Below are 25,532 nucleotides of genomic sequence, written 5' to 3'. Positions count from 1 at the left end.
TATATTCGCACATTTGTTAATTTAATCCAAAATTAAGTAGCTTCGTTTTTTGGAATAAAAGTATATTTTAATTGGAGTTACAGTTTATTAGCCAATCCAAAATTGAATAAAACTCTTAATATTTTTTTGCTAATTTTGTCAAATGACTAAAGTAATTATTATTGGTTCAGGAAATGTAGCACAACATTTGATTGCAGCATTTCAAAATTCCCAAAAAATGGGAGCTGAAATCGAATTGGTTCAAGTTTTTTCAAGACAAATAGAAAGCGTCTCTCACCTACTCGATTTAAGTCAGATTACAAATGATTTAAATACTTTGATTGAAGCAGATTTGTATATTATTGCGATTTCTGATGATGCCATTGCTGCTATTTCCTCGCAACTTCCTTTCAAAAATCGCTTGGTGGTTCATACCTCGGGAAGTGTTCCTTTGAATGTTTTGGATGACAATAATCGAAAAGGTGTTTTCTATCCTTTACAGACTTTTACTAAAAACAAGCCAGTAGATTTCAGAACTATTCCAATATGTTTAGAAAGCGAAAATGCAACCGATTATCAATTATTGGATAAAGTAGCCAAATCAATTTCTGATAAAATATTTGCTATCAACTCCGAACAGAGAAAAGCCTTGCATGTTGCAGCGGTTTTTGTCAATAATTTTACGAATCATTTGTACCAAATAGGTCAGGAAATTTGTCAGGAGCATCAGGTTCCTTTTGAAATTTTAAATCCTTTAATTACAGAAACAGCTCAAAAAATAATGTTACTTTCGCCGTCAGAAGCTCAAACTGGACCGGCTAAACGCAATGATACTGCAACTATCGAAGCACATGAAGCTTTTTTATCCAAAGAAAATCACCTCGCAATTTACAAAACACTAACACAATCTATACAACATAATGGCAAAAAGTTATAAAGAAATAATGAATGATATTACTACGTTTATATTTGACGTAGACGGCGTACTTACTGACAGTTCTGTTTTTGTAACCAATGAAGGGGAAATTCTTCGTACCATGAATATTCGTGATGGTTATGCAATGAAAGCTGCCGTAGAAAGCGGTTATAATGTTTGTATTATTTCGGGAGGAAGCAACGAAGGTGTGCGCGTTAGATTACGTAATCTAGGAATTACAGATATTCATTTAGGTATACCAAATAAAGTAGAAACATTTGATGAATATACCGATGTTTACAATATCAATCCAGAACACGTTTTGTACATGGGAGATGATATTCCTGATTATCACGTGATGAAATTAGTAGGATTACCCGCTTGTCCTCAGGATGCAAGCCCTGAAATCAAAGCTATTTCCAGATATATTTCACACAAAAACGGAGGAAAAGGAGCTGCTCGTGATGTTATCGAACAAGTGATGAAAGCGCAAGGGAAATGGATGGCTCATTTTGATGGGAAACACGATTAATTAGTAATCAGTCGTCAGTTTTTAGTAATCAGTTGCAATGATTATTAAAAAGTAATTTAGTTCTATTTTTTTATGAACACTGAATTTTACATAAACCATAAGAAATGACCCCTGAATACTAGATCCTCTAATCTGAACACTGAAAAACTGAACACTGAAAACTAAATATGAAGTTCCTTAAACTAATCCGATACCAGAACCTACTGATGCTTGCTTTTATGCAGCTAATTTTCCGGTATGTTTTTTTTAAATTTCAGAATATTCCTTTGGCATTAGCTGATTGGCAATATGGATTATTGGTTTTATCAACCATTTTAATCGCTGCAGGTGGATATGTCATCAATAATATTTTTGATCAAAACACAGATACTATAAACAAACCGAGCAATGTAATTGTAGGCAAAACCATTTCTGAAACCAATGCCTATAATCTATACATTGGTCTTACTGTTACTGGTGTGGCTATTGGCTTTTATTTATCAAATGTTATAGTAAAACCGGGCTTTGCGTCTATTTTTATTCTAATTGCCGCGACGCTTTATTTGTATGCTACAAGTCTGAAACAAATGATGATTATTGGTAATGTTATTGTGGCATTGTTGCTTTCTTTTAGTGTGATTATCATTGGGATTTTTGATTTATTTCCAACGATTCATGAAGGAAACCAACAGCAATTGGGAGTTGTTTTTTCTATTCTTTTAGATTACGCCCTATTCACTTTCTTTCTTAATTTTATGAGAGAAATTGTTAAAGATCTAGAAGATGTTGATGGTGATTACAACCAAGGAATGAACACATTACCAATTGCAATAGGCAAATCCAGAACTGCAAAAATAGTTTTTGGACTGAGCTTTATTCCTATTCTTTTCATGTTGTATTACATCAATAAATACCTACTTGAGTTAGTATTTACAACTGTATATTTATTGCTTTTTGTCGTGGGACCATTGTTTTATTTCACCGTGAAAATTTGGACTGCAAAATCCAAAAAAGAGTTTCATGCGCTGAGTTTGCTGTTAAAATGGATTCTGTTATTTGGAATTCTGTCTGTTGTTGTTATAAGTTTAAATATAAAATACAATGCTTAAAAATAAATTAAAAAAATACACTTTAATTCTGGCTTCGGGTTCACCAAGACGCCAGCAATTCTTCAAGGATTTAGACTTGGATTTTGAAATTCGATTGAAAGAAATTGAGGAAATTTATCCTCCAGAATTGAAAGCAGAGGAAATCACTAATTATTTAGCTGTACTGAAAGCAAGCGCTTTTGAAGGAGAGTTAAAACCGAATGAAATTCTGGTAACCAGCGACACCATCGTTTGGCATAACAATACCGCTTTGGGTAAACCAAAAGACGAACAAGATGCTTTTGAAATCTTAAAATCATTGTCAAATACAACGCACGAAGTAATCACTTCTGTTTGTTTTAAAACCAATGAAAAAGCGGATGTAATGCACGAAGTTACCAAAGTCACTTTCAATGAATTAAGCGACGAATCGATTCGTTATTATTTAGAAAACTACAAACCTTATGATAAAGCCGGAGCCTATGGTATCCAAGAATGGATTGGTTTTATTGGCGTTTCAAAAATTGAAGGTTCGTATGCAAATGTGATGGGAATGCCTACGGATAAAGTATATGAATATTTAAGTAAATTAGCGTAATTAAATTATGGATATGGCCTTTTTTCAAGAATACACAAGAGAACTGATTGCAACTGGAATTCTGGGAATTTTGCTGATATTATTCCGTATTCTTTCTACAAAATTGGTTCGAAGCTATGCAAAATCGAATCAAACGCTGGAACACAGAACCAATTTAGTGATTAAATACATTCATTTATTCATCAATATTTTGGTGGTTATTGCCTTAATAATCATTTGGGGAGTCCAGACCAAAGATATTTTTATTGCACTTTCATCTATCACAACTGTTGTGGGTGTTGCGATGTTTGCCCAATGGTCTATTTTGAGTAACATCACATCTGGTGTTATTTTGTTTTTTTCTTTTCCGTTTAAAATTGGTGACGTTATAAAAATCCATGATAAAGATTTCCCCATTGAAGCAGAAATTGAGGATATTGGTGCTTTTCATGTGTATTTAAAAACCATCGATGGAGAAAAAATCATTTACCCTAATAATCTGCTCTTGCAAAAAGGAATTTCGATACTGAAAGACCATTTTGATGATAAAGAATTCATGGATTAATCAGCATTTTATAAAAATATAATTATCAATTCATTCTATTTTGCAAATCGATTGATTAAAAGTGATAATTTTACAACTATTGATGAGAAATATATAATACTTTAATTTCTTTAATTCTTCATATTTGTTAATTAAAAACAGTACGATTCAGGATTGAATGGTAAATGCGTTATTTAAAAAATAAGAAAATATGAATGACATCTTAAAATTTCCGTTTTATGCCAAACTAACCCTGGTTTTATTGGGTTTAATAGCGTTTACTTTTATATTTTATATCGGTCAGGATATTTTGGTTCCCATAATGATGTCGTTTTTATTTGCTATTTTATTGTATCCTATCGTTCAATTTTTTAAATCAAAACTCTGTTTTCCGCATGTTTTGGCGGTAATGTTGGCAGTAATTTTATTTGTGTTGATTTTCATTGGACTTTTTGTTTTTCTATCATTTCAAATTAGTGATTTTGCAGCTGATTTTGATAAAATTGAAAGAAACATCAACATTCATCTCCGAAATATTCAAGGATTTATCAGAGATAATTTTCATTTAAGTTCTTGGGAACAGAAGCAATATATTGATACCGCTACTGAGGATTCCATGGAAAAAGGAAAAGAGTTGATTGGAACTACTTTAATGTCGTTTACGGATACTTTGGTGAATTTGACATTGATACCTATTTATACTTTTTTAATTCTTTTATACAGAACTCATTTTTTACTGTTTTTATCCAAGTTGTTCAAAAAAGAAAACCATGAACAGTTGAAAGATATCTTGACAAACATAAGAGTGGCCATCAACAGTTACATCGTGGGTTTAATTATTGAAATGATTTTAGTCTCAACAATGACAACGCTTGGATTTATGGTTATAGGTGTGAAATACGCTATTTTGCTGGGAATTATCACCGGAATCTTAAATCTGATTCCTTACATAGGAATACTTTTTGCAGGAGTGCTAAGTATTGTGGCTTCGCTTACGGGTTCTCCAGATTTATCTATAATTGTTGGTGTAATCGTGATTACCATAATTGTTCAGTTAATTGATAATAATATTCTAGTTCCTTTGATTGTAAGTTCCAAAGTAGAAATAAACGCGTTTGTATCGATTATTGGAATTATCATAGGTGGCGCAATTGCGGGAGTTTCCGGTATGTTTTTAGCGCTTCCTATTCTCGCAGTACTCAAAGTAATTTTTGATAGAATTGAATTTTTAGAACCTTGGGGATACCTGATGGGAGATCATTTACCAAAAACGTATACCTGGCATAATATTAAATTACCGTTGTTTGATTCTGAATCAACACCAAAGAAAACTATCATCAAAACCGATATTGTAGTTCCTGTATTTACTGAAACAACAACCGAAAAAGAAGCGAATAAAACCAATGAATAGTTTCTAAAATAGTATATTCGACTATTCAAATTCTGAATTTTGTTAATTCGAACTCATACTAAAAGATTTTTTCTTTTGTTTCGTTAACAATGTTTAAAATTATTTTTTTATCATGTTTAAAAAACAAAGACTGGTTCTAATTATTTTGATTTTCTGCTGCCATCAGATTTCTTTTTCTCAAGTAGACAAAAAGGAAAAAGATTCTTCAGGGATGTATAAACAAATCCAGACCTATTCCAAGAAAAATAAATTTACAAAACTTCTTCATAAATTAGTTTTCAGACCAGTTAATGTAAAAACCAAAAAGAAAAAAATAGTTCCAAAAAAATTCAAAGACTTTGAAGGGAAAATTATCCGGAACATCAATATAGTTACATTAGACCCTTTTGGTTATTCCGAAATTGACACTGCAAAAAAAGCTAGGAATTGGGCTGAGCGAACCGGAAACAGAATTCACATTAAAACGAACAGACTTGCCATTAAGAATTTATTGCTTATCAAAAAAAACAAACCTTTAGATTCCTTATTAGTAAAAGAATCTGAGCGTTTAATACGAACACAACGCTATATCAGCCGTGTGGATGTAAGCCCGCAATTGATTCAAAACAATAAGGATTCCGTAGATATTTACATTCGGGTTTTAGATTCGTGGAGTATAATTCCAAAAGGTTCCATATCAAGTTCCAGAAGCAGTTTTGAACTGAACGATAGAAATATTCTGGGTTCCGGTCATGAATTTAATAATGAATTCAGAAACAGATTCAGTGATGGAAAAAATGCTTATCGCGTAGCGTACACGATTCCGAATTTCAAAAATACATTCATTAAAACCACTGTAAATTATCGTATAGATTTCGACGATTATTATGGTAAAAGTATCAATATTGAACGCCTGTTCTATTCTCCATTTACAAAATGGGCTGGCGGAATCTATTTTGACAAACAGTTTAGAAAAGACACACTTCCTGATAGTAATGCCGCTTTTGCTTACCAAAATTTCAAATACAACTCACAGGATGTATGGTTTGGTCGTGCCTTTAGGATTTTTAAAAGTAATACGGAGAGTGACAGAACTACAAATTTAGTAGTTGCCGGTCGGTTTTTGAATGTAAAATACCTGGAGAGTCCGACAATTGATTACGATCCCAATGATTTTTATTCTGATGAAAAATTTTCGCTAATCGGAATTGGAATCACCTCCCGAAAATTCGTTCAAGACAGCTATATTTTCAAGAATGGAATTATAGAAGATGTACCCATTGGAAAAATATTTGGAATAACTTCGGGCTATCAACATAAAAACAATCAAGAACGTTACTATCTAGGAGCTCGGGCAGCTTTTGGAAATTTTTACAAATGGGGATTTCTAAGTGCCAATTTTGAGCTGGGTACTTTTTTTGAAAAATCAAACACGAAACAGAATGCTTTTTCTTTTCAAGCTAATTACTTTACTAATTTGATGAGTATTGGAAAATGGAAATTACGACAATTTGTTAAACCTCAATTAATTATAGGTTCCAATCGCGTAAATGTTATAGGTGACCAACTTAATATTAATGAAAATTACGGAATTCAAGGATTTAATAGTGCTAATTATGGAACCGAAAAAGCAATCCTAACGTTGCAAACTCAAGCCTATGCACCGTGGAATCTTTGGGGATTTCGACTAAACCCCTATTTTAACTATTCAATTGCTATGCTGGGAAATCCCGAAAAAGGATTATTGGAAAATAAAGCATATTCCAAAATTGGGATTGGATTAATAATAAACAATGATTTTTTAGTATTTAGCTCTTTCCAAATTTCACTTTCATACTATCCGTCCATACCGGGTAATGGTGAAAATATTTTCAAAACCAACTCTTTTGAAACCACTGATTTTGGCTTTCAGGATTTTGAATTAGCCAAGCCACGTACGGTTATTTTCAAATAACAAAGGCGAGTCCGGCAATCTTAATTTTGAACAAAACCATTTTAAAGGACTAATTTTGAAAACATTAAAGCAAAAAAAATAATTCAATAGTGTAAATTATATAATTTAATATCATAATTATATAAGACTTCATCTGTTAATATTGCTTACTTTTATAATGTATTAAATTAATAACTAAAACTCTAAAAGAAATGAAAAAAATCACCTTTTATTTAATGATGATGGTATTATCATTAAGTGTTGTTCCAACTCAAATGTTAGCTGCAGAAAAAAATCCGACTTCGGTTTCAAACAACCCTAAAGAAGTTCCTGCTGAAGTTAAAGTATTGCTTAATCGTCTAGACGAAATAAAAGCAATGGATAAATCTTCTTTAAATTCTTCAGAGAAAAAAGAATTAAGAAAAGAAGTACGTGCCATTAAAGCCGAATTAAAATCTACAGGAAATGGTGTATACTTATCTGTAGGTGCAATTATAATAGTTATTCTTTTATTGATCCTTTTATTGTAAATAAATTTATAACTGTAGAAAAAGGAAACGAGCCTTCGTTTCCTTTTTTTATGAAGTAAAATAACACAATAAAATGTTAAATATATGATATTGGCACAATTGTTGGCTTTATCATAAAGAGATAAAATAGTAACTAAAAATTACTATCTATTAATTACTAATTAAAATTTTGAAAAATGAAAACATTAAAATTAATCATCGCAGGAATTATACTTTTTGCATCCGCAAATACGATGCAAGCACAAGTTTCAGTAAATGTAAATATAGGTACTCCACCAGCTTGGGGTCCCGCTGGTTATTCAGCTGTAGATTATTATTATTTACCGGATATTCAAGCTTATTATGATATCAGAGCCACACAGTTTATTTATTTTGGTGGAGGAAAATGGATTCGTTCCAGAAATCTACCTAATCAATACAGAAACTATAACTTGTACAATGGTTACAAAGTAGTCTTAAACGATTATCATGGTTCAAGACCATACAGTAACTTTAATACCCATAAAGTAAAATATTACAAAGGATACAAAGGTAAACCACAAAAAGCTATCGGTTCTAATCGTGGGAATAATAACAAAGTATACCAAAGTAACGGGAATAAAGGGAATAACGGAAACGGAAATAATGGGAACGGAAACGGGAACAAAGGTGGAAAAGGAAATAATGGAAATGGAAAACATTAATCCTGATTTCATATCATTAATAAAGAGAGTCTCAGCAATGAGGCTCTTTTTTTTTAGCATGTTAATCCTTAATTAAATGTTAACTTTTTCGTTTTGGCACAGTTGTTGGTTTTATTCAAAAAGCATCGTAATAACGAGCTATTATAAAAAAATTATTACTAATTAAATATTTGAAAAAATGAGAACATTAAAACTAATCGCCGTAGGAATTATACTTTTTGCATCAAGTACTATACATGCACAAGTCTCAGTAAGTTTAAACATAGGTACTGCTCCATCTTGGGGACCGGTAGGATATGCAGAAGCAGAATATTATTATTTACCAGATGTAGAAGCTTATTATGACGTAAGAGCCACACAGTTTATTTATTTTGGTGGAGGAAGATGGATACGTTCAAGATACCTACCAAACCAATATAGAAACTATGATTTATATGGTGGATACAAAGTAGTATTAAACGATTATCATGGTTCAAGACCTTACAACCATTTCAAAAGTCATAAAGTAAAATATTACAGAGGATATCATGGAAGAGAACAAAGAAATATAGGGTATAACAATAACCGTAGAGTATATGTAAACCAACGAGGAAATGATAATCATAGAAGATATGATAATGATGACCGTAGAGAATATAAAAAACATGATAACCGAAATAACGGAAATGGACATGGAAACGGACATGGAAACGGACATGGAAATGGTCGTGGTAACGGAAACGGACGTGATAGAGATTAATCACAATATTATTTAAAAGAGAGAGGGAACCTAAATGGGTTTTTCTCTCTCTTTTTTATTATTAAAGAAAACCCAAAACATTTCAGAAGAAATTATTTAATTCCTACATTTGAAGTTACTGCAAATTAAATTTTAAAAAATGCAAAAAAAATACGTATCAGCTATTCTAATCTTTCTTTTATGTTGCCAAATAACAATTGCGCAACAACCCCAAAAACCAAATTCTGTTGAAATTTACAATCAAATCCAAAAGCTTAATTTTCTTGGTTCGGTACTTTATATTGCAGCACATCCTGATGATGAAAATACCCGATTAATTTCTTATTTATCCAATGAGCAAAAAGCCCGAACGGGATATTTGTCTTTGACTCGCGGTGATGGTGGTCAAAACTTAATAGGGACACAATTACGCGAATTATTAGGTGTAATAAGAACCCAAGAACTTATCGAAGCTAGAAAAATTGATGGAGGAGAACAATTTTTTTCTCGTGCCAATGATTTTGGATTTTCGAAAAACCCAACAGAAACATTAGCAATTTGGGATAAAGAAAAAGTATTGGCAGACGTTATTTGGGCCATCCGAAAATTTCAACCCGATGTAATTGTCAACAGGTTTGATCATCGATCTCCAGGAACTACACACGGTCATCATACTTCATCGGCAATGTTGAGTGTTGAAAGCTTTGAACTGGCCAACGATCCAACTATTTTTCCGGAACAATTACAATTTGTAAAACCTTGGCAAACCAAACGCCAGTTTTTTAATACTTCTTGGTGGTTTTATGGAACTATCGAAAAATTTAATGCTGCCGATAAAAAGAATTTAATTGCCCTGCAAACTGGAGTTTATTATGCTGGATTAGGAAAATCAAATCAAGAAATAGCAGCATTAAGCCGCAGCCGTCATCAATCGCAAGGTTTTGGAAGCACAGGAGCGCGTGGTGAAGAAACAGAATATTTAGAGTTTATAAATGGAGATGCTTTAAAAGAAAAAAAATCTCTTTTTGAAGGAATTGACACCTCTTGGAACCGAGTAAAAGGAGGAAAAGCCATAGGAGAATTATTAACAACTATTGCAGCGGAGTTCAACCACAATAATCCTTCGGCAAGTATTCCAAATTTGGCGAAAGCCTACGCTATGATGAAAGCTTTGGATGAAAATCATTGGGCACCACTGAAATCCGCAGCCATAAAAGAAATTATAGCAGCCTGTTCCGGTTTGTATCTTGAAGCCGTAGCCCAAAATCAGGAAGCGACTCCCGGTAGCACTATAAAACTGAAACTTGAAGCCATTAACAGAAGTTCAGCGCCAATACAATTAGTGAGTGTGACCACTTTACCCGAACAAATAAGCACTCCTCAAAACCGCGAATTAAAAAATAATGTTCTAAACAACATCAACTTAGATTTAAAGTTACCCGAATCAATTAACTACACACAACCGTATTGGTTAAGAGAAAACGGAACCATTGGCATGTACGCCGTAAATCAGCAGCAAAATATAGGAATTCCAGATATTATTCGGGAAGCAAAAGTGGTATTTAACGTTCAAATCAACGGAATCGAAATCCCATTTGAGCGAACTGTAGTTTATAAATACAATGACGATGTAAAAGGCGAAGTGTATAATTATCTCGACATTGTTCCTGATGTTACCACTTCAATTTTGGACAAAGTATTGCTTTTTAAAGATACCAAAATTAAATATGTAGGCGTAAAAATTAAAGCGGGTAAAGATGCCGTAAAAGGAAATCTGCAGCTTGAACTGCCTCAAAACTGGGGTGTTTCTCCAAAATCGATTCCTTTTAACATCCAAAAAAAGGGAACTGAGCAAGTTGTTTATTTTGAAGTAACTGCGCCAAATAAATCTGAAGAAGCTGTGGCCAAAAGCGTGGCGATAATTGACAACAAGCGATTTGACAAAGAACAAATCATCATTAATTATGACCACATCACCAAACAACAGGTTTTAAAATCAGCTGAAGCCAAATGCATCAAAACAGATTTAAAAACGAATGAAGAAAGAATTGCATATATTATGGGTGCCGGAGACGAAGTTCCTAGTAGCTTGACTCAGTTGGGATACACCGTTACACTGATCAAACCCGAAGAAATAACACCCGAAAAATTAGAAAATTTTGATGTTGTGATGACTGGTGTTCGTGCTTACAATACCGTTACAGCATTAGCAAATAAACAAACGATACTTTTTGACTTTGTAAAAGGTGGAAAAACAATGCTCGTTCAGTACAATACTGCAGGTGATCTTATTACCGAAAACATTGCACCTTATCCATTAAAACTGTCCCGCGACCGTGTAACCGAAGAAGATGCCGAAGTCCGATTTTTAGCACCAAACCATCCCGTTTTGAATTTCCCAAACAAAATCACTTCTAAAGATTTTCAAGGTTGGAAACAAGAGCAAGGATTGTATTACCCAAGCGAATATGACAAAGCCTTCACTCCTATTCTATCTTCAAACGATAAAGGGGAAAGTCCTAAAAATGGTGCTTTACTAATTGCTCCTTACGGAAAAGGACACTATATTTATACGGGCTTAAGCTTTTTTAGAGAATTGCCTGAAGGCGTTACCGGTGCGTATAAATTAATTTCCAATATCATTTCACTAAAATCATCTGAAACTATTCCTCCACAAAAAATCAAGCCCTAACCCAATCTAAAATGGAAACAAAAAAAATAAAAACCTGGAAGAAAAATTATACCTGGGTACTTGTAGCCAATGCAATATACATCCTGATCTTTTGTCTCATCATGAAATTATACTCTTAAATTATGCAATTATTTGATTGGGTTATACTCATAGTTACTTTATTGTTCATCGTAATTTACGGTGCTTGGAAAACTAAAGGAAGTAAAAATGTTGAAGACTTTATTCTGGGTAGTAATGAAACGCCTTGGCATATTGTGGGACTTTCTGTTATGGCAACACAAGCCAGTGCAATTACATTTCTTTCCACTCCAGGACAAGCCTATCATGACGGAATGGGATTTGTACAATTCTACTTTGGATTGCCAATTGCTATGGTGGTAATTTGCGTCACCTTTATCCCTTTGTACCACAAATACAAAGTATATACGGCTTATGAATACCTCGAAAAAAGATTTGATTTAAAAACCCGTTCCCTTGCTGCCATTCTTTTCTTGTTCCAAAGAGGTTTAGGAACCGGATTAACCATTTATGCACCAGCAATTATTTTGTCGGCAATTTTGGGTTGGAATCTTACGTACATGAATATTATTATTGGTGTATTGGTTATCATTTATACCTTTTCGGGAGGAACAAAAGCAGTCAATGTAACTCAGAAACAACAAATGTTTGTGATTATGTCGGGAATGCTAATCACCTTTTTTCTGATATTGCATTATTTACCTAATGATATGACATTTACCAGTGCGTTGCATATTGCTGGCGCAAATGACAAAATGAATATTGTCAATTTTTCCTTTGACCCAGAGGAAAAATATACTTTTTGGAGCGGAATCACAGGAGGTTTTTTCCTAGCATTGGCTTATTTTGGAACTGATCAATCGCAGGTAGGACGTTATTTATCAGGAAAATCAGTTCGGGAAAGTCAAATGGGGCTAATCATGAACGGACTTTTAAAAGTACCGATGCAGTTCTTCATTTTATTGACCGGAGTTATGGTTTTTGTTTTTTTCCAATTCAATCCTGTTCCGTTAAATTTTAATCCAAACAACAAAGCCATGATTGAAAAATCGGCTTACAAAGGCGAATACAATGCTTTGGAGAAAAAATTAGGCGATTTATCCGAAGATAAAAAAGTAATTAATCTGTTGTATATTGATCAGCTCAATCAAGATTATGACAATCCCATCCTTCGAAAAGAATTAGTGGCTTTGTCCAATAAAGAAAAAGATTTAAGAGATCGGGCTAAAGAAATAATCCTGAAAGCCGATAGCAACAGTGAAACCAATGATAAAGATTATGTTTTTTTCCACTTTATCCTTAATTATTTACCCAAAGGACTTATTGGTTTATTGCTGGCCGTTATCATTTCAGCTGCCATGTCTTCTACCGCTTCAGGACTGAATGCATTGGCATCTACAACCGCAATTGATATTTACAAACGGAATGTAAAAGAAGAAAAATCAGAAAGACATTATCTGTATGCTACAAAATTCTTTACCTTATTGTGGGGAGTTATTGCAATACTTTTTGCGTGTATTGGAACGCTGTTTGAAAATTTAATTCAATTGGTAAACATCATTGGATCCATATTTTACGGAACTGTATTGGGAATCTTTCTGGTTGGTTTTTACATACACAAGGTACAATCCAAAGCTATTTTTTACAGCGCCGTAATAAGTCAGATCACTATTTTTATCATTTACTATTACGCTATTTATATTTTCCCAAGCGGAGAAGAAAAACTGGGTTATTTATGGCTTAATTTCATCGGAGCAATGTTAACGATAGTTATTTCGTTGCTGTTACAATGGACTATTTTCAGAAAACAGAAAGCGATTACAGCTTAAATAAGGATAGTAAAACAAATTATTGTTTTTAGTTTTTAAAAACTATTAACCGCAAATTCACAGATTTTTATATTGCTAATCTGTGAATCTGCGGTTGTTTTTTTAATTTCTAAATGTTCTTACGTAAAAATCTCTTCTACTTCGGAAGTGAGCGATAGCGAACTGGCGAAGCAATGATAATTCTATGAATACTTTATACGCAACCATCTAATAAATTACACAGTCTAAAAGTTCAAAAAAAAATCCCGTCTCGATAATCAAGACGGGATGTTTTTGTAAAACAGTTAGAATAATTAGTTTTTACTCCACTCTGCAATACTGTCTTTATTCATTTTTACGTAGTCTTGGTTTTTAGCAATTTCAGCCGCTGCAAGAGATAATTTAGCCGTTTCGATAGCACCTTTTTTATCTCCAAGTTTAGCTTGAATCAAAGACTTCAATCTGTTGTACCAAAATGGTTTGTCTTTAGACATATCCAACGCTTTGTTTACATAAACCAATGCTTTTGCATTGTCACCATTCGATTGAAACAAAAATTGAGCAGCAGAAAAATAATCTGCTCCAGTTGGTCCCGCTAATGCTTTCTCGATATTAGCCGTTGCTTTTTGTTGAGTAGGTACTTCAAATTTTACAGCTGCATATGAGTTCTCCCAGTAAATTTCTAAAAATGCAAAATTGTTATCTAAACCTCCAATTCCAATAGTGAAAGTTTCCACACTTTTATTCAAAGTTTCTGGTTTAACAGTAGCTCTAAGCGCCACATTTTCTTCTTTCCACTCTTCTGGATTCCCCCAGTTATCAGTAGTTTTATAAAATATTATTTCCCAGCTTTCTATTTTTGGAATAGTGTACAAGGAATATTTTCCTTTTTTCAAGGTTTTACCATCAATAACAACATCGTCGCTAAAAGATACAGTTGTATTTTCATTAGCTCCAGTTCTCCATACTTTTCCAAAAGGAATCAAGTTACCAAAAACAGCTCTTCCTTTTGCGCTTGGTCTTGAATAATTAATCTCAACATCTGTCAAACCTACGGCTTGCATGATTGTCGATTTTGGACTTGACTGAGGTGTTTTCACTTGTGCCTCAATGGTGAAATTTGCTATAATAATGGCAAATACAATGATTATTTTTTTCATGTTTTAAATTTTTATGTTTTCCAAATTTACAAATTCAGTGGCTTTCAAATGTTAATTATTCCTTAATTTAGAATCAATATTCTTAACATCATTAAAACCTAATTCGTTAAAATGATTAATAACAACATCAGCTTCTGATAAATCTTGCGCCTCAGAGTGAATACTGTTGTAACCCACACACAAAATTCCGGCAGCTTTCGCCGCTTTTATCCCATTCGTGCTGTCTTCAATGACGATACAACTTTCTTTTGGTGCAATTGATAAACTTGCTGCATGTTCAAAAATAGCAGGATGTGGTTTCGATTTAGGAAAATCTTCCCCACTTACCACATGCGTAAAATAGTCATGTAACTTAAATCTGAAAAACACACGTTCAATAGTAACTTTGGATGCTGAAGAAGCCAGAATCAACTGCATGCCATTTTGATGCAATTCTTTAATAAGATTTTCAACACCTTCCAGTAATTCTAAATCAGCTTTACTATCAAAAGCATCATTAAAAATATTGCGTTTTCTTTGAATTAAATCTTCTACTTCCTGTTCTATTACGAAAATTTCTTTCAATTTCTGAAACGTATTTCGAGTAGAAAAACCGGTAAATGAAGTATACATTTCCTCTGTAACAGTAATATTTAATTCGTCAAATTGTTTGAAATAAGCATAACGGTGTACGGGTTCAGTGTCGACAATTACACCATCCATGTCAAAAATTACGGTTTGTATCATTTAAAATTATGAGTTATGAATTATGAATTTTTTATCTCTGAAACGAGGACAAAAAAACTGAACATTATTTTTTTAGTAAATAGCGAATCACGGTTTCTGCAGCATACAAACCAAATAATCCCGGCATGTAACTATTGGTTCCGTAAAAAGATTTCTTAAAATTGGATCCATCTGTCATTTTTAAACTCGTCTCGTCTTGAATTTCAGAAGAAAAAACCACTTTCAGTTTATCAATTTTCACCTCTTTCAATCGTCTTCGGATCGTTTTAGCAAAGAAGCAATTCACGGTATTCTTAATATCCGTTACTTTCACTTTAGAAGCTTCCATTTTCCCGCCAGCGCCCATACTACTTATGATTTTTACTCTTTTTCGCTTGGCGCCAATAATCAAATTCAACTTTGGAGTCACACTGTCGATGCAATCCAAAACATAGTCAAATTCCTCTGAAACAATTTCGAAAGCACGCTCCGGCGAGAGGAATTCTTGTACGCGAGTCAATTTCAATTCTGGATTAATGTCCATCAATCGATCACCAACAACAGTTACTTTGGGTTGCCCCACGGTCGAATGTAAAGCGGGTAATTGTCGGTTTATATTGGTAATATCAACTACGTCGCCATCAACAATAGTCATGGTTCCCACTCCTGCTCTTGCCAAAAATTCAGCTGCAAAAGAACCAACACCACCCAATCCTACAACCAATACATTTGCCTTTTTTAAATTATCTAAACCTTCTTTTTTGAATAAAAGTTCGGCTCTTTCTGTCCATTCTGCCATTTTCTTTAGTTTATTGTTTATAGTTTGTTGCTCTCAAAAATCTGAAATCAACAATCGTTAATCTACATTCTTAAATCAATTATAGTTCAATCTTGAATACTTCCAAAAAATTACTATTCACCATTTCCTGTATTTCTTCCACAGAAATTCCTTTGTATTTTGCGGCTAGTTCATAAACTGCCTCAATTCCCTCTTCAACCGTATCCGTTTCCAGAAAAAATCGATTATTGGGAACGCTTTTAAAAACCGTTTCTAATTCCTGATTTAGCAATAAATATTTTCCAAACGAAATATAAAATCCATTGTCCACTAATTGTTTGGCAACTGGTGCATTTTTCGAAAATCCATGAATCAACATTGGAACTGAAATATTCATTTTTTTCTTAATTGAAATCAATTCCTGAAAAGCCGCGACACAATGTATTACCACTGGTTTTTGATATTGCTGTGCCAAAAGCAATTGCTTTTCGAAAACCATTTGTTGTAATTCCATTGGAATTTCGATGCGTTTGTCCAATCCACATTCGCCCACAGCGAGACAATTCCCCTCTTTTAATTTACTTTCGATTATCGCCAAATCAGCTTCTATTCGTTCTTCAACGATAAACCACGGATGAATCCCGACGGAATAATACGGAATTGTGGCATCAAATTCCTGTGGATATTGATTCACTAATTCCAACACATTGGGCTGATTGGTCCATTTATGCGTATGCAGATTAAAGAATTCCATTAGTCGTGAAATTTTTTAACCCCAGCTTTTATCTCGATATTTAAATCGTTTTCCAATGGAACTTTTGGACAGGAATACTTAGGATTATAAGCGCAATACGGATTGTATGATGTATTAAAATCAATCACAATCGTATCTGCTTTTGGGATTCTTAAATCGATATATTTCCCGCCAATGTAACTTTCTTTTCCTGAAGTCAAATCTGAAAACGGCAGAAATAAATAGTCTTTATATTCTTCTTTTTTGGAAAGCTCAATATTCTTGTACACATTCAGTTTCAAATCCTGACCGTCAATTGTAAAAGAAAGCTCCCCATATTTTACATACAATGGTTTTCTGTCTGTTGACGTTTTCATTTCAAAAGGTTTCTCGTTTTCTGTTCTGACAAAAGTAGCAGTCACAAAAAACTTTTCGTCAACAGGATAAAAATCAAGTGTTTTGAATTCCGCTAAATCTTCTGCAGTTAAAGGACTTGTCTTTGCCTCCGCATATTCTGTATTTAATTCCTTTTGAAATTTGGCTACAGCCGAAACATCAAATTTATCTTGGCCAAAGCCAAAATTCAATTGTACCAAAAGCAATAAAGTAAATAGTGTTCTCATATTTATAATTTTTTGACTATCCGTTAATAATAACAATCGAAATTTTGTTTGTCTAAAAAAAATAAAGTTATTTTCTCTTGAACCATTAAGAAGTTAAGGTTCATTAAGGATAAAAAACTTAATTTTCTTAATCTCTTAATGGTTAAAAAAATAAAATAAAAATTTTTGTCTGCTTAACGGACAATCATATATAATTTTATGCAAAAATAGTTTAAAAGTTACTAGGACACAAAGACGCATCGGTACAAAGTTTTCTACCTTTGTGAAATTATAACTTTAGATATGCTCAAAACTGCTTTTCAACGCTACATAAATAATTTCAGAGGATTTACAAGAGAAGTTTGGATTCTTACGCTGATTACTTTTATCAATCGTGCCGGTACGATGGTTTTGCCTTTTTTATCCAAATATTTAAAAGAAGATTTAAATTTTTCCTATGCTCAAGTCGGATGGATTATGGTTGCTTTTGGTTTTGGTTCTATGTTAGGATCTTGGCTTGGCGGGAAATTATCCGATAAAATAGGTTTTTACAGAATCATGGTTTTCAGCTTATTCACCAGTGGAATATTGCTGTTTTTAGTACAATACGTGCGAACTTTTTGGGGATTGTGTTTTGCAATGTTCTTCATTATGACCGTTGCCGATATGTTTCGTCCTGCTATGTTTGTTTCTCTGGGGACGTATGCGAAACCTGAAAACCGTACCAGAGCATTGACTTTAGTTCGATTAGCAGTGAATTTAGGATTTACTGCAGGACCGGCCTTGGGAGGATTAATCATTATGAATTTAGGCTACAGCGGATTATTTTGGGTAGATGGAAGTTCTTGCATTGTATCTATTTTGATTTTTACATTATTGGTAAAAGAACGCAAAAAACCAGCCGATTTGAATACAGCAGATAGCGAAACCGAAATACCTGCTTCCGTTTTCAAAGACAAGATATTTTGGATTTTTCTCTTTATCTGTTTTATAACGGCAATGCTTTTCTTTCAACTTTTTACCACTTTGCCATTGTATCACAATGAAAAATTTGGGCTGACTGAATTTCAAAGCGGACTTTTATTATCATTAAATGGACTGTTGATTTTCTTTTTGGAAATGCCAATCGTGAGTATCAGCCAAAGAAAAAACATCGATAAACTCAAAATTATTCTTTGGGGTTCGCTGCTAATGTCTATTAGTTTCTATGTTTTAATGATTAATATTTGGGCTGGAATATTAATTGTGAGTATACTTTTTATCACTTTTGGAGAAATGTTCATCTTCCCTTTTTCCAATTCTTTCGCTTTAAGCCGAGCACCAAAAGGTCACGAAGGTCGCTACATGGCTTTGTTTACAATGAGTTTCAGCTTAGCGCATATTGCGAGTTCAAAAACCGGACTGGAAATCATTGCAGTATTTGGCTACCAAACCAATTGGTTTGTCATGGGAAGTTTAGGAATTCTTTCGGTTGTCGGTTGCATTTGGTTGCAAAAATTAATCCAACAGGAAAACAAATAAGTAAGTCAAAAGTTTAAACGTCATAAAGTCAAAACGCGCAATATTGTAAACAGTAGTTTTAAATCAATCTGTTGTGTCATTTTGCCTAGTTTTTAAACACAACGTAATATAATGGTTGTTACTTAGTTCCTAAATAAACTTGTTTGACTTTGATGTTTTAGTGCTAAAAAAAATTGATTTTGGCATGAAACCTGTTTTTTTAGTTAATTAACTATATTTTTAGTTGCATAACTAAAAATATAGTTGTAAGTTTGATTCAAATAAAAAAATCATGCAAAAACTGACGAACAAAGAAGAAGAAATCATGCACATTTTATGGAAGCTCAAAAAAGCATTCGTAAAAGAAGTCATGGCAGAAATCACAGAAGAGCAACCCCATTACAACACGCTTTCTACTATTGTGCGGAATCTGGAAGAAAAAGGTTTTGTATCGCACAATGCCTTTGGGAACACGCACCAATACTATCCTATCGTGAGTTTAGAAGACTATAGAAAACGCTTCATGAACACGGCAATCGATAATTATTTCAACAGCTCCTATAAAAACATGGTCTCCCATTTTGCCAAAGAAGAGAAAATTTCTGCGGCCGAATTACGTGAGATTTTGGCAATGATAGAAACTCAAAAAGAAGAAAAATAATCCTTCTTTAAAAAAACAACTCCAGAATAAAATCAAGAATCGTATGGAAGCATTATACATTTACCTTATCAAATCCAGTGGATTAATCGCTCTGTTTTATTTGGCTTATTATTTTATGTTGCGAAAAGAAACCTTTTTTACCAGTAATCGTTGGTTTCTCTTATTGGGTTTATTCACTTCTGCGGTTTTGCCGTTAGTGGTTTATACCAAAATAATAATGGTAGAATCAAGCTCCAAGAATATTGATTGGTCACGAATTCCAATAACAAATAGTATCGAAAACGAACCTTTTGAAATCAATTGGTATATAGTTTTTGGAATTACATACGCAATTGGAATAATTTTATTTATGGGAAAATTTGTGTTCGATTTTTATAGTTTAAATACCGTTTTGAAAGGAAAAACGATCCAAAATCAAGCTGATTTTAAATTTATCGATACCACAGAAAACGTTGCTCCATTTTCTTATTTTAATACTATCGTTTACAACTCGTCCTTATACAGCAGCTCCGAATTAGAGAATATTTTGGAACACGAAAAAGTGCATAGCGATCAAAATCATACTGTAGACGTATTGATTTCAAGACTATTTTGTATTCTTTTTTGGTTCAATCCTTTAATTTGGCTGTACAAAAAGGCGATTTTACAAAACCTGGAATTCATTGCCGATAACGAAGCTACAAAAAAGATATCCGACAAAAAAGCGTATCAGTTTACACTTTTAAAAATAACAACACACGAGAATTGTGTTGCCATTACCAATCATTTTTATCAATCATTAATCAAAAAACGAATCGTTATGTTAAACAAAAATCAATCAAAAAAATCGAATTCTTGGAAGTATGTATTAATAATTCCCGCTTTAGTAGCATTTGTGATACTTTTCCAAGTAAATGTAATTGCACAGGAGAAAACAGCTGTCCAAGCAACAACAGAAATCATAAAGGCAAATGAAAAATCAGTGGATGTATACAAAATAAATAAAAATACTACTGATGAGGAATTAAAAGAAAAATCTAGCAATTTAAAAGAAAACTATGCCATAATTGCTACTTTTTCCGGAATCAAAAGAAATTCCAAAAACGAATTGACCGCAATAAAAGTTGATTTGAAAAAGGGAAAAGAAATTGCACAGAAAATGGAAACAAAAGGAACTGAGGCAATAAATGAATTTGGAATTATAGTATCTAAAGACGATAATGGAATGCTTACTGTGAATTTTGGTTCGGATGAAACAATTATTAATCAAGAAAGTATTGTTATTGCTCCAAATGCACCGTCAGTATCTGAAAAAGAAATTTTTATCAACGGCAAAAAAGTAAGTCAAGATGATTTAGATAAAATTAATCCTAAAGAAATTGCGGCCATGAATGTGAATAAGAATGATGACAAACAGGAAATCCGAATCATTACTAATAATCATAGGAAAATGATTAACGAAAATGACATTTACATCAACAACGAAAAAGTGTCTCAAAATGAATTAGACCGTTTAGATCAAAGTAAAATTGAGAGAATGGATGTTAATAAAGATGATAAAACAATCCGAATTATAACCAAAAATGGAATCCAATATTCTCAAGAGAAAAATTTACCAGTTCCTCCAACGCCTCCAACACCGCCAGTTTTTAATATTAAAACTCCAGCTCCTCCTGCATTTCCAAAAGCGCCAAAAGCACCAAAAGGTGACCCAATTAAAGGAGATAAAAAAGCTTGGAAAGAGTTTGAAAAAAAAATGGAGGACTTTGAGGCTAAAATGAAAAAATTGGAGCCTCAAATGGAAGCTTTCGATAAGCAAATGGGAGAATTTGATAAAAAAATGGAACCATTCAATAAAGAAATGGAAGCTTTTGAGAAAAAAATGAAAGTGTACGAACAACAAATGGAAGAATACCATTCTAACTTGGAACGCGAAAGAAAAAAATAATATCCTCATAAAACCCCAAAAGACGGTCCTAATCAAGACCGTCTTTTTTTATATCTTTGTCCAAAACAAAACGGTATGTATAAAATCCTGGCACAAATCAACAAAGTCATTTTACCTAGTTTTACCAAACAGCGATTGGATTTGGCGAAAGCCAAGAAATGGCAAATGGCAATTATTGGTTTTAGGTATTATGTAACCACACGTGCGCTGGATTAATACGTAATCGCAGCAAAAATTTCATTCCCTTTGATTTTCGCCCTTCCATTCAAGAAAGCTAATTCCATAAGGAAATTGCATTGCACGATTTCACCGCCTAATCGTTCCACTAATTCACAAACTGCTTTCGCCGTTCCTCCAGTTGCCAAAACATCGTCGTGAATCAGAATTCGGTCACCTTTTTGAATCGCATCGGTATGAATTTCTAAAGTATCCGTTCCATATTCCAAATCATACGTTGCCGAAATGGTTTCGTAAGGCAACTTGTTAGGTTTTCTAACTGGAATAAAACCAACATTTAATTCCTGTGCAATCAACATTCCAAAGAAAAATCCACGGCTCTCTACTCCTATTACCTTGTCAATTTTTTTATCTTTTAAGGATGAAACCAATATTTCAAGGCATTTATTCCTTGCTTCGGGCTCAATTAGCAACGGAGTTATGTCTTTAAACAAAATTCCTTCTTTAGGAAATCCCTGAATATCACGTATATAATTCTTTAGTGGCATATTTTTTTATTTTTTTATAAATTTAGACTTGCAAATTACACAATAATACCTATATTTGCACCCGCATAAAGGCCTTGTGGCGCAACTGAATAGCGCACTTGATTACGGCTCAAGAGGTTACTGGTTTGAATCCAGTCAAGGTCACAAAACCCCAACAAACGTTGGGGTTTTTTTATGGTTATACCCCCAGTACTCTTACTGCATTTAGTACTACCAATTTAAAAAAAATAAATCAAAAAATAAATACGAGTCCTTTTCAAAAGATGGATGGGCAATCCAAGCATATAAATAGTAATTTTACAGCATAAATATATAAATCTATGTTATTTCTAATCTTAAGTATTATTTGCAGTGTGACCGTGGGCGTGATATTTAAAGTCGCTCGTAAATATACCATCAGCCACACCCAGATAGTCACTTGGAATTACCTGTTTGCATGCATACTTTGCTATGTGGCATTTAGTCCAGATTTAAATACTGTTGAAACTACAGCGCCATGGTGGCTTTATATTACTATTGGAATTTTATTACCTTCCATTTTTCTTTTTTTGGCGGCATCCATCAAACACATGGGAATAGTAAAAACAGATGCGGCCCAGAGGCTCTCATTGTTCATTCCTGTTCTTGCGTCATGGTTACTTTTCAAAGAAGAATTTAATATACTGAAAATTTCGGCTTTTGTATTGGCAATACCAGCACTGTTGTTTATTCTTACAAAAAATACCGAAAACACTAAAAACAAATGGGGTTATCCAGCGGTAGTTTTGATTGGCTTTGGAGTTATAGATATCCTCTTCAAAAAAATTGCTACTTATACCAGTTTGCCTTATACTACTTCATTATTTGTAATTTTAGGAATAGCGATGACTATTATGATTACTGTGGTTGCTTACGAAGTAATTTTAAAAAAAGTGATAATAAATATCCATAACATTCTTTTTGGCGGTTTAGTGGGTATTTTCAATTTTGGAAATATTCTTTTCTACCTTAAGGCACATCAGGAATTTTCAAAAAACCCTTCAACCGTTTTTGCTGGTATGAATATGGGAGTGATTGTCGTCGGCAGTCTTGTAGGCGTTCTAATTTTTAAAGAAAAATTGAGCAAAATGAATTTTACAGGGCTGTTTTTAGCTTTAATAGCGATTGTTTTAATTGTGCTCTCACAACAGTAAAACCAATCCATTTCTTAAGTCTAATAAATTAATTTTGGACACAATACCACTTTAATATTTAACTAAAAAGCACAAAAAAACCGTCTACTTTTAACGAGACGGTTTTATTATAAATGAGATTGTTTTTAAATTTCTACACCATTCAACTTACTGTTTTTTCGGCTAAAGCTAAAATAGATTACCAATCCAATTAAAAGCCAAACTCCAAAATAAATCCAGTTCCAAACGCTAAGCTCTGCCATCATATACAAACAACATATTAAGCCTAATAATGGTATTAAAGATAAATTTTCTTTGTAAGACCAAATCGTCAATCCAGCTAAAACAATTAGGAAAATCCACATTGGAATTTTATGTTTAAATAAACCAAAACCACTTTCATATTTAACAGAATCTACAATTGGCATACCAGCAATTACTGAAGCGTATTTTGCATCATCCTGTTGGTATTGACTTAACAAATTTTCTAAATCCGGTGTTTCAGTACTACTATTTTTAGCATCAATCGTTACTAAATACTCATACACTTTTTGAGTTTCTTCTTTATTTAACGATGTGATTATATCCCCAGCACTATTGATTTGAGTTTCATTGGTTATGAAATCCATAGTCGCTTTCTTATTGTATCCAAAAGCAAATACCAATCCGATAATAAGCAAAACCGGCATAATAAATTTTGAATTCACATACGGTGTTTTGAACTTTCCTCTTGGAATATCAGTCTTGTTTTGCAAAGCCAAAACTCCAGCACAAACCAATACAAAAGCGAATAAAGTCCCAATACTACACAAATCTGTAACCAATGTTAAGTTCAAAAACAAAGCTGGAACTGCTACTACAAAACCAGTAACAATAGTCGCGTAAGAAGGTGTTTTATATTTTGGATGCACTTTTGAAAAGCGTTTTGGCAACAATCCATCACGACTCATACTCATCCAGATACGCGGCTGTCCCATTTGGAAAACCAATAAAACACTCGCCATAGCCACAACTGCACTAACCGCAATAATTCCCGACATCCATTTTAAGTCTAATTTTTCAAATACAAAAGCTAATGGATCACCTACATTCAATTGGTCATAAGAAACCATTCCTGTTAATACTAACGCTATAGCAATATATAAAATGGTACATATAATAATGGCCCACATCATTCCTCTTGGCAAATCGCGTTGTGGATCTTTACATTCTTCTGCTGTTGTTGAAATAGCATCAAAACCGATGTAAGCAAAAAACACTGCTGAAACTCCTTTCAAAACTCCTGTAACTCCATTAGGTGCAAATGGATCCCAATTAGCAGTATCTACATAAAACACACCTACAGCGATTACTAAAAGAACGATACACAGTTTCACAACCACCATGATATTACTCGCATTTCGGGATTCTTTCATCCCGCGATAAATCAATGCTGTGATTAAAACAATAATTAATAATGCCGGAAGATCCGCTACGAAATGAAATGAACCAATAACAGGTGAAGTTATCCATGCCGTGTAAGCATCTTGCAAAGCAGGACTTAAGTTGGCATACTCTTTTCCTCCTTGCATCAGTGCAGTAGCATCATCAAACCCTCTAGAGGCGGACAAGAAATCCATTTGAACCCATTGTGGTAAATGAAGACCTCCACTCTCCAGTAAACCTGTAAAATAATCACTCCACGATATGGCGACCGTTATATTACCCACAGAATATTCCATTATTAATGCCCAACCAATAATCCAAGCAATAATTTCTCCAAAAGCAACATACGAATACGTATAAGCACTTCCGGAAACAGGAACCATCGAGGCGAATTCTGCATAAGCAAAAGCAGCAAAACTACAGGCTATAGCAGTAAACAAGAATAGAAAGATAACTGCAGGACCTCCATCGGCACTTGCTTTTCCAATGGTACTAAAAATACCGGCTCCTACAATTGCAGCGATTCCAAAAGCAGTCAAATCTCGTGCAGTCAAATGTTTACCTAAGGCATTATGTCCATCAGTATTATTTTTCTCAACTTGTTTTAAAATATCCTGTACTGTCTTTTTTCTGAATAAACCGTTTAACGCCATATTGTAAATTTTATCATTAAAAATTAATATACTGTAAATTATATGTTTTTATGTTAGATATTATGCAAATAATCTTCAAAAATCAAAAGTATAAAACAAATTGAACTAATGCCGTTTCTCCAACT

General features: G+C 33.3%; 24 protein-coding genes and 1 tRNA gene. 18 read left to right on the top strand and 7 right to left on the bottom strand.

Features of this window, described 5'->3' with window-relative positions; all coding sequences use genetic code 11:
• Positions 1-142: 142 nt before the first annotated feature.
• The 12 genes from QLS65_RS07815 to QLS65_RS07760 all read left to right on the top strand — a co-directional run bounded on the left by QLS65_RS07815 (position 143) and on the right by QLS65_RS07760 (position 13,408).
• Positions 143-916 (top strand): Rossmann-like and DUF2520 domain-containing protein, encoded by a 774-nt coding sequence (locus tag QLS65_RS07815; RefSeq protein ID WP_282716460.1) that lies wholly within the window; start codon positions 143-145, stop codon positions 914-916.
• On the top strand, positions 900-1,427 hold the full coding sequence (locus QLS65_RS07810) for a KdsC family phosphatase (RefSeq protein WP_282712671.1): 528 nt from the start codon (positions 900-902) through the stop codon (positions 1,425-1,427). The genes QLS65_RS07815 and QLS65_RS07810 overlap by 17 nt, the downstream gene beginning before the upstream one ends.
• A 218-nt stretch (positions 1,428-1,645) precedes the next feature.
• Positions 1,646-2,515 (top strand): geranylgeranylglycerol-phosphate geranylgeranyltransferase, encoded by an 870-nt coding sequence (locus QLS65_RS07805; protein ID WP_428831872.1) that lies wholly within the window; start codon positions 1,646-1,648, stop codon positions 2,513-2,515.
• Complete coding sequence (locus QLS65_RS07800; RefSeq protein WP_282716455.1) at positions 2,508-3,092, top strand: Maf-like protein; 585 nt, start codon at positions 2,508-2,510, stop codon at positions 3,090-3,092. The genes QLS65_RS07805 and QLS65_RS07800 overlap by 8 nt, the downstream gene beginning before the upstream one ends.
• Positions 3,093-3,105: 13 nt before the next feature.
• Positions 3,106-3,636, top strand: coding sequence for a mechanosensitive ion channel domain-containing protein (locus QLS65_RS07795; RefSeq protein ID WP_099716316.1), 531 nt, complete (start codon positions 3,106-3,108; stop codon positions 3,634-3,636).
• 190 nt (positions 3,637-3,826) lie between these two features.
• Entirely contained in the window at positions 3,827-5,026 is a 1,200-nt protein-coding gene (locus QLS65_RS07790; RefSeq protein WP_282716453.1) for an AI-2E family transporter, read from the top strand.
• A 112-nt stretch (positions 5,027-5,138) separates the two neighbouring features.
• A complete protein-coding gene (locus QLS65_RS07785; RefSeq protein ID WP_282716451.1) occupies positions 5,139-6,959 on the top strand; it encodes a hypothetical protein in 1,821 nt (606 codons plus the stop codon).
• Between the two features lie 191 nt (positions 6,960-7,150).
• Positions 7,151-7,468: a hypothetical protein gene (locus QLS65_RS07780; protein WP_282712666.1), complete on the top strand. Its 318-nt coding sequence runs from the start codon at positions 7,151-7,153 to the stop codon at positions 7,466-7,468.
• Positions 7,469-7,644: 176 nt separating this feature from the next.
• Complete coding sequence (locus QLS65_RS07775; protein WP_282716449.1) at positions 7,645-8,151, top strand: hypothetical protein; 507 nt, start codon at positions 7,645-7,647, stop codon at positions 8,149-8,151.
• Between the two features lie 178 nt (positions 8,152-8,329).
• A complete protein-coding gene (locus QLS65_RS07770) occupies positions 8,330-8,890 on the top strand; it encodes a hypothetical protein (protein ID WP_282716447.1) in 561 nt (186 codons plus the stop codon).
• Between the two features lie 139 nt (positions 8,891-9,029).
• The gene (locus QLS65_RS07765) at positions 9,030-11,561 is read left to right on the top strand and encodes a PIG-L family deacetylase (RefSeq protein WP_282716445.1); all 2,532 of its coding nucleotides are present in this window, start codon (positions 9,030-9,032) and stop codon (positions 11,559-11,561) included.
• A 122-nt stretch (positions 11,562-11,683) separates the two neighbouring features.
• Entirely contained in the window at positions 11,684-13,408 is a 1,725-nt protein-coding gene (locus QLS65_RS07760; protein ID WP_282712662.1) for a sodium:solute symporter family protein, read from the top strand.
• Between the two features lie 293 nt (positions 13,409-13,701).
• On the opposite strand, the gene QLS65_RS07755 is transcribed toward QLS65_RS07760, so the two are convergent.
• The 5 genes from QLS65_RS07755 to QLS65_RS07735 form a co-directional block, all read right to left on the bottom strand.
• Positions 13,702-14,547 (bottom strand): DUF2911 domain-containing protein, encoded by an 846-nt coding sequence (locus tag QLS65_RS07755; protein WP_099715261.1) that lies wholly within the window; start codon positions 14,545-14,547, stop codon positions 13,702-13,704.
• Between the two features lie 51 nt (positions 14,548-14,598).
• A complete protein-coding gene (locus QLS65_RS07750; RefSeq protein WP_282716441.1) occupies positions 14,599-15,273 on the bottom strand; it encodes an HAD family hydrolase in 675 nt (224 codons plus the stop codon).
• A 64-nt stretch (positions 15,274-15,337) separates the two neighbouring features.
• Positions 15,338-16,051 (bottom strand): tRNA threonylcarbamoyladenosine dehydratase, encoded by a 714-nt coding sequence (locus QLS65_RS07745; protein ID WP_282716436.1) that lies wholly within the window; start codon positions 16,049-16,051, stop codon positions 15,338-15,340.
• Between the two features lie 79 nt (positions 16,052-16,130).
• Entirely contained in the window at positions 16,131-16,784 is a 654-nt protein-coding gene (locus QLS65_RS07740; protein WP_282716431.1) for a TatD family hydrolase, read from the bottom strand.
• Complete coding sequence (locus QLS65_RS07735; RefSeq protein WP_282716429.1) at positions 16,784-17,386, bottom strand: DUF1684 domain-containing protein; 603 nt, start codon at positions 17,384-17,386, stop codon at positions 16,784-16,786. Before QLS65_RS07735 ends, QLS65_RS07740 begins: the two co-directional genes overlap by 1 nt.
• Positions 17,387-17,668: 282 nt before the next feature.
• Here QLS65_RS07735 and QLS65_RS07730 point away from each other — a divergent pair, with 282 nt between their 5' ends.
• The 4 genes from QLS65_RS07730 (at position 17,669) to QLS65_RS07715 (ending at position 21,669) form a co-directional block, all read left to right on the top strand.
• Complete coding sequence (locus QLS65_RS07730) at positions 17,669-18,886, top strand: MDR family MFS transporter (RefSeq protein WP_099715256.1); 1,218 nt, start codon at positions 17,669-17,671, stop codon at positions 18,884-18,886.
• A gap of 271 nt (positions 18,887-19,157) precedes the next feature.
• Entirely contained in the window at positions 19,158-19,526 is a 369-nt protein-coding gene (locus QLS65_RS07725; RefSeq protein WP_099715255.1) for a BlaI/MecI/CopY family transcriptional regulator, read from the top strand.
• A gap of 43 nt (positions 19,527-19,569) precedes the next feature.
• The gene (locus tag QLS65_RS07720; RefSeq protein WP_282716426.1) at positions 19,570-21,453 is read left to right on the top strand and encodes a M56 family metallopeptidase; all 1,884 of its coding nucleotides are present in this window, start codon (positions 19,570-19,572) and stop codon (positions 21,451-21,453) included.
• Positions 21,454-21,528: 75 nt separating this feature from the next.
• Entirely contained in the window at positions 21,529-21,669 is a 141-nt protein-coding gene (locus QLS65_RS07715; RefSeq protein WP_091170625.1) for an SsrA-binding protein, read from the top strand.
• Here QLS65_RS07715 and QLS65_RS07710 read toward each other — a convergent pair.
• On the bottom strand, positions 21,666-22,178 hold the full coding sequence (locus tag QLS65_RS07710; RefSeq protein ID WP_099715253.1) for an adenine phosphoribosyltransferase: 513 nt from the start codon (positions 22,176-22,178) through the stop codon (positions 21,666-21,668). The genes QLS65_RS07715 and QLS65_RS07710 overlap by 4 nt on opposite strands.
• Before the next feature lie 70 nt (positions 22,179-22,248).
• Between QLS65_RS07710 and QLS65_RS07705 the strand changes: the two genes are divergently transcribed.
• Both QLS65_RS07705 and QLS65_RS07700 read left to right on the top strand, forming a co-directional pair.
• Positions 22,249-22,322: transfer RNA gene (locus QLS65_RS07705), tRNA-Arg, on the top strand.
• A gap of 176 nt (positions 22,323-22,498) precedes the next feature.
• The gene (locus QLS65_RS07700) at positions 22,499-23,350 is read left to right on the top strand and encodes an EamA family transporter (RefSeq protein WP_282716423.1); all 852 of its coding nucleotides are present in this window, start codon (positions 22,499-22,501) and stop codon (positions 23,348-23,350) included.
• 125 nt (positions 23,351-23,475) lie between these two features.
• Here the strand turns inward: QLS65_RS07700 and QLS65_RS07695 are convergent, their stop codons facing one another.
• Positions 23,476-25,407, bottom strand: coding sequence for an amino acid permease (locus tag QLS65_RS07695; protein WP_282716421.1), 1,932 nt, complete (start codon positions 25,405-25,407; stop codon positions 23,476-23,478).
• Between the last annotated feature and the right edge of the window lie 125 nt (positions 25,408-25,532).

It is taken from the genome of Flavobacterium algoritolerans (assembly GCF_030010385.1).
In the GTDB taxonomy this organism is placed as follows: Bacteria; Bacteroidota; Bacteroidia; order Flavobacteriales; family Flavobacteriaceae; genus Flavobacterium; species Flavobacterium algoritolerans.
The sequence above is the reverse complement of the archived record's forward strand: the minus strand, read 5'-3'. Positions and strand labels throughout refer to the sequence as shown.